Annotated in this window: 3 protein-coding genes and 1 pseudogene; all 4 read left to right on the top strand. The window is 70.2% G+C overall.

The genetic code is table 11. The features are described from left to right. Nucleotides 1-94: pseudogene (locus P3T29_RS32365) on the top strand (roadblock/LC7 domain-containing protein); the annotation flags it as partial. Nucleotides 95-246: 152 nt separating this feature from the next. After that, the gene (locus tag P3T29_RS32360) at nt 247-696 is read left to right on the top strand and encodes a DUF742 domain-containing protein (RefSeq protein ID WP_280720256.1); all 450 of its coding nucleotides are present in this window, start codon (nt 247-249) and stop codon (nt 694-696) included. Next, nucleotides 677-1,261, top strand: a complete 585-nt coding sequence (locus P3T29_RS32355; protein WP_280720255.1) for an ATP/GTP-binding protein — start codon at nt 677-679, stop codon at nt 1,259-1,261. Before P3T29_RS32360 ends, P3T29_RS32355 begins: the two co-directional genes overlap by 20 nt. Nucleotides 1,262-1,631: 370 nt before the next feature. After that, nucleotides 1,632-5,192, top strand: coding sequence for a nitrate- and nitrite sensing domain-containing protein (locus tag P3T29_RS32350; protein WP_280720254.1), 3,561 nt, complete (start codon nt 1,632-1,634; stop codon nt 5,190-5,192). Nucleotides 5,193-5,272: the final 80 nt, after the last annotated feature.

Raw genomic sequence — 5,272 nt, 5'->3', positions numbered from 1 at the left:
CGTCGGATACGAAATGGCCCTGCTCGTCGACCGAGCCGGCGCCGTCCTCACCCCCGCACTTCGCGCGGAACTTCAGGGCAGCCTGCTGCACTGACCCCGGCGCGTCGATCCAGGCACCCCGATGCGCCGGGCTGACCGACCAAGCCCGGCGCCCCTTCTCCAGTTGCCCCCGGGCAACTGACACCGCCTCAGCTGGCACTCCCCCAGCTGGACCCGCTGCGGACGGCTGCAGCACAAGGAGGACCAATGACCCCGCCCCCGACGCCCGCCGGTTCGTACGGCAGTGGGTACGGCAGCGGCTACGGCGACCGGCAGAGCGGTGGCTACGGCGGCCAGCAGTCCAACGACTACGAGCAGCAGCCGCTGGTCCGTCCGTACGCGATGACCGGCGGCCGCACCCGGCCCCGGTACCAGCTGGCGATCGAGGCGCTGATCTCGACCACGGGGACGGCCGACCGCACCAGCGGACTGCTGCCGGAGCACCAGCGGATCGTGGCGCTCTGCCGCGAGGTCAAGTCCGTCGCGGAGATCTCCGCACTCGCCGGGGTGCCGCTCGGGGTCGCCCGCATTCTCGTAGCCGACCTGGCCGAGGCCGGTCTTGTCGCCATCCACCAGCCCGCCGCTGCGGGCGAGTCGGGCGGAACGCCTGACGTCACGCTGCTCGAAAGGGTCCTCAGTGGACTTCGCAAGCTCTAACGCGGCCGCCCCCAGCCGCGCCACCACCTCCGCGAAGATCGTCGTCGCGGGTGGCTTCGGTGTCGGCAAGACCACGCTCGTCGGCGCGGTCTCCGAGATCAACCCCCTGCGGACCGAAGCCGTCATGACCAGCGCCAGCGCCGGCATCGACGACCTCAGCCACGTCCAGGGCAAGACGACGACGACCGTCGCCATGGACTTCGGCCGGATCACCCTCGACGAAGACCTGATCCTGTACCTGTTCGGCACCCCCGGCCAGGACCGCTTCTGGTTCATGTGGGACGACCTCGTCCGCGGCGCCATCGGCGCCGTCGTCCTCGTCGACACCCGCCGCCTCGCCGACTGCTTCCCCGCCCTCGACTACTTCGAGAACAGCGGACTCCCCTTCGTCGTCGCCCTCAACGGCTTCGACGGACACCAGCCCCACACCGCCGACGAAGTCCGCGAAGCCCTCCAACTCGGCCCCGACACCCCGGTCGTCACCCTTGACGCCCGCCGCCGGGACAGCGCCAAGAGCGCGCTCATCACCCTGGTCGAGCACGCACTGCTGGCGCGCTTGCGCTGATCTGCTGAACGATTGGTGTCGGAACCATGCCCGCTTCCTTACCCGCCCGGGTGGGGCGGCGGGCATGTCCGCGACCGCGCATAACGGTTCGGTAGGCATTTAAAGATCGAAAGTAACTCTGCGTAATCAGATCGACCCGCTCCGCACCATCAAGCCCGGGTTTTGCCGGTTCCGTCGCTGAATGTCCGAATTGTTCCGGGCATATCGGAGCCGAAGGGCTGTTTGTCCCCCATCCCAGCACGTGTTGAAATTCCAGCTACCCCGTCGTCTTCAAAGGCAGTTCCAACCAGCAACGGGCTGCGGTCAGGCGGGGGGACAGCCGCTGGATTGATCCATGGCCGCCAGTGCGCGGCCGAGAGGTTGTTGTCGAGTGAGGCGTAAGCAGCCAGTCACCCCGCAGCGGCGCTCCGAGCCCCGCCAGAGCGAGCCGGCCGGTAGCGGCCAGAACCCCACAGGGTTCTCCGCGTTCACCCCGACCGAGGACCGGACGGCAGCAGTCGGCGCCGCGACCCCGCCCCTTCCCGGGCCAGGTCAGAGCAGGCGTCCCGACGGCAAGGAGTCACGCGCCGGCCGGTACGAGTTCCTGGCACCCCGCAACTGGCGGGTGCCGACCCGACTGGTCGCCATTCTGCTGATCCCGGTCGTCATCGGCCTGGTCTTCGGCGGTCTGCGCGTCAACACGTCGTTCGACAACTACACCAAGGCCGACCACGCCGAGAAGACCGCCCGGCTGGCCCGCGCGGCGACCGACGTGGCGGACGCGCTGGAGAACGAGCGCGACCTCTCGGCGATACCGCTGCTGACCGGCAGCGACGACCAGGGCATCGTCCCCAAGCTCCGCGCCAAGACCGACACCGCGCTCGCCGCCTACAAGACCGCGTACTCGCAGGTCGGCTCCGACGCCCTGCTGGCGCGCCGCGACGACGCCTTCCAGCAGCTGCTGGTCGACCTCCCGCACCTGCGCCAGTACGCGTACAGCCCGGAGCTGTTCGCCACCGCGACCCAGGCCGCGTACTCGACGCTGATGGGGCCGCTGATGGCCTACGACAACTCCGTCGGCTTCGGTGACTCCAGCGTCACCAGCCGTGGCCGTGCCATCTACGCCATGTCGCTGTCCAAGGCCTCGGCGTCGACCCAGCGCTCGCTGATGCTCGGCCTGCTGGTCGGTATCGCCCAGGGCCGCACCACCAAGTACGAGAACGTCGAGCTGATCCAGTCGCTGCTGGTCTCCAACAAGCTGGAGCAGGTCTCGCTCAACGAGTTCAACACCGGCTCCCCGCCGGAGGACATCCAGATCTACGCCAACGCGCTGGTCGCCGAGGCGGATGCGGACGCACACGCGGCGCTGAAGATGCCCGACGGCACGACCGTCCCCTCCATGCAGGGCCTGATGAACATCGGCCTGGCGTACATCCAGGCGGCCTCCGCAGGCATGGGCGACAACAGCCCCCAGGCCACGGCCGCCGCCGCTGCCGCCGCCCAGAGCGCCAAGGACGCCGGTCTGACGCCCGACCGGTGGATGCAGGCCACCGCGAGCCACATGGTCCCGCTGAAGACCACCGAGTCGACCCTGCTCGACCAGGTCGTCGCCGACGCCGCGAACATCAAGAACAGCGCCCAGACCGACGCGATCCTCAACTCGGCGATCGTGATCGCCTCGCTGGCGCTGGCCGGTCTGCTGACCGGGTTCATCGCCCGCTCGATGATCCTCGGTATGCGCGTGCTCAACAGCGCCGCGCTGGAGATCGCCAACCACCGTCTGCCGGACCTGGTCGAGAAGCTCTCCAAGACCGACCCGGACCGGGTGGACACCAGCGTCGCCCAGATCCCGCTCTGGGGTAAGGACGAGATCGGCGAGGTCGCCCGCGCCTTCGACCAGGTCCACCAGCAGGCGGTCTCCCTGGCCGCCGAGCAGGCCCTGCTCCGAGGCAACGTCAACGCGATCTTCACCAACCTGTCGCGCCGCAGCCAGGGCCTGATCCAGCGTCAGCTGGCGCTGATCACCGAGCTGGAGAACAACGAGGCCGACCCGGACCAGCTGGAGAGCCTCTTCCGCCTGGACCACCTCGCCACCCGTATGCGCCGTAACGGTGAGAACCTGCTCGTCCTCGCGGGCGAGGAGGGCGGCCGTCGCTGGAACACCCCCGTCCCGCTGGTCGACGTGCTCCGCGCCGCCGCCTCCGAGGTGGAGCAGTACGAGCGTGTCGAGCTCTCCGGCATCCCGGAGGCGGAGGTCATCGGCGCCGCCGTGACCGACCTCGTCCACCTGCTCGCCGAGCTGCTGGAGAACGCCACCTCGTTCTCCAGCCCGCAGACCCGGGTGCTGGTCAACGCCACCCGCCTGCCGGACGGCCGGGTGCTGGTCGAGATCCACGACAAGGGCATCGGCCTCACCGCCGAGGACTTCGCCGAGATCAACGAGAAGCTGGCCGAGCCGCCGACGGTGGACGTCACCGTCTCGCGCCGGATGGGCCTCTTCGTGGTCGGCCGGCTGTCCCAGCGGCACGACATCCGCGTCCAGCTGCGCCCGTCCGGCGAGTCGGCCGGCACCACCTCGCTGGTGATGCTCCCGCAGCAGCTGACCGAGATGCGCGCGATGCCGGAGCCCGAGGAGCAGTTCACCGTCTCCCGGATCTTCGAGCAGGAGCCCCAGCAGCAGGACCCGTGGGCGCAGGAGGTCATCGGCCAGGGCCGTAGTGCCGCCGAACTCGGCTTCGACGACCACCTGACCGGCTCCGGCGGTGGCAGCGGCTTCAGCCCCGCCCTGGAGGCCATGCAGCGCGCCCAGCGGCTGGACCAGCACCGCCGCGCGGCCCTGGAGGCCGGCCCGACCGGGACGGACCCGGAGCTCGACGGCGTCGAGCGCATCGACGGAGTCGAGGGCCAGGAGCGGGACGAGTACGGCCACCAGCCGTACGCCCAGGAGGCGTACCAGCCGGACGCCTACCAGCCGGAGACGTACCAGCAGGAGCCGTACCAGCCCGAGGCGACGTACCAGCAGGACGCCTACGGCGACCAGCAGTACCCCGCCGAGGGCCGGCAGCAGTACGCCGACGAGTACGGCTACGGCGGCGACACCCAGTACCAGGACCCGTACGGCCGCCAGCAGTACCAGGCGGACGGCTACGCCCAGGAGCAGTACGCCGGCTACCAGGAGGATGACTCCTACGGCCGGGCACCGCAGCAGCAGGGTTACCAGGAGCCGCAGGCGTACCAGGGCGGCTACCAGGACTACCAGGCGGACCAGTACGGCGCCGACGAGCCGGCCGGCCACCCGTACCCGCCGGAGCTGCCCCCGGCGGCCTCCGGGCACGACACCCTCGGTTCGGGGCTGCCGCAGCGCAGGCCCGGCCAGCAGCTGGCGAGCGGTTCGGCGGTGTCCTCCGGCAACGGGTTCGGCGGCCGTCCGGCAGTCGGCCAGGAGAGCGCGGAGACGCCGAACTGGTTCACCGGCGCCAAGGACACCTCGGGCGGCCCCGAGCCGCTGAGCCACGAGGTGTCGGCGCTCGGCGGGTACGGGCCGACCGGCCCCACCGGCTCGCCCGCCCTCCCGGCTCCGTCCCGCTCCGGCGGTTCGGCCGGCGAGTGGCAGTCGGCCAACGACGGTGACTGGCAGCGCGCCGAGCAGTTGCGTGAGCCGGCCGCCGGCGGTACGACTTCTTCCGGTCTCCCCCGCCGGGTTCCCAAGCAGAACCTGGTGGCGGGCAACGCCAAGCCGACTCCGCAGGACGGCCCACAGGTCTCCCGCAGCCCCGAGGAGGTCCGAGGCCGGCTGACAAACCTGCGTCGTGGCGTCGAACAGGGCCGCAACGCGAGCGGCGACCCCGGTTCCACCGGTAGCTTCCGGATCGACCCCGACTCGGGGAAATCCGGTAACGGACAGCAGAACAGCACCGATCTCTTCGGCGGCTCGAACCACCAGGAGCGTTGAGTTGAGTCAGATGAGCCAGGCCGCACAGAACCTGAACTGGCTGATCACCAATTTCGTGGACAACACCCCTGGGGTGTCGC

It is taken from the genome of Kitasatospora sp. MAP5-34 (assembly GCF_029894335.1).
Classification (GTDB): domain Bacteria; phylum Actinomycetota; class Actinomycetes; order Streptomycetales; family Streptomycetaceae; genus Kitasatospora.
Note: the sequence above shows the minus strand (reverse complement) of the source record. Positions and strands in the feature narration are given on the sequence as shown.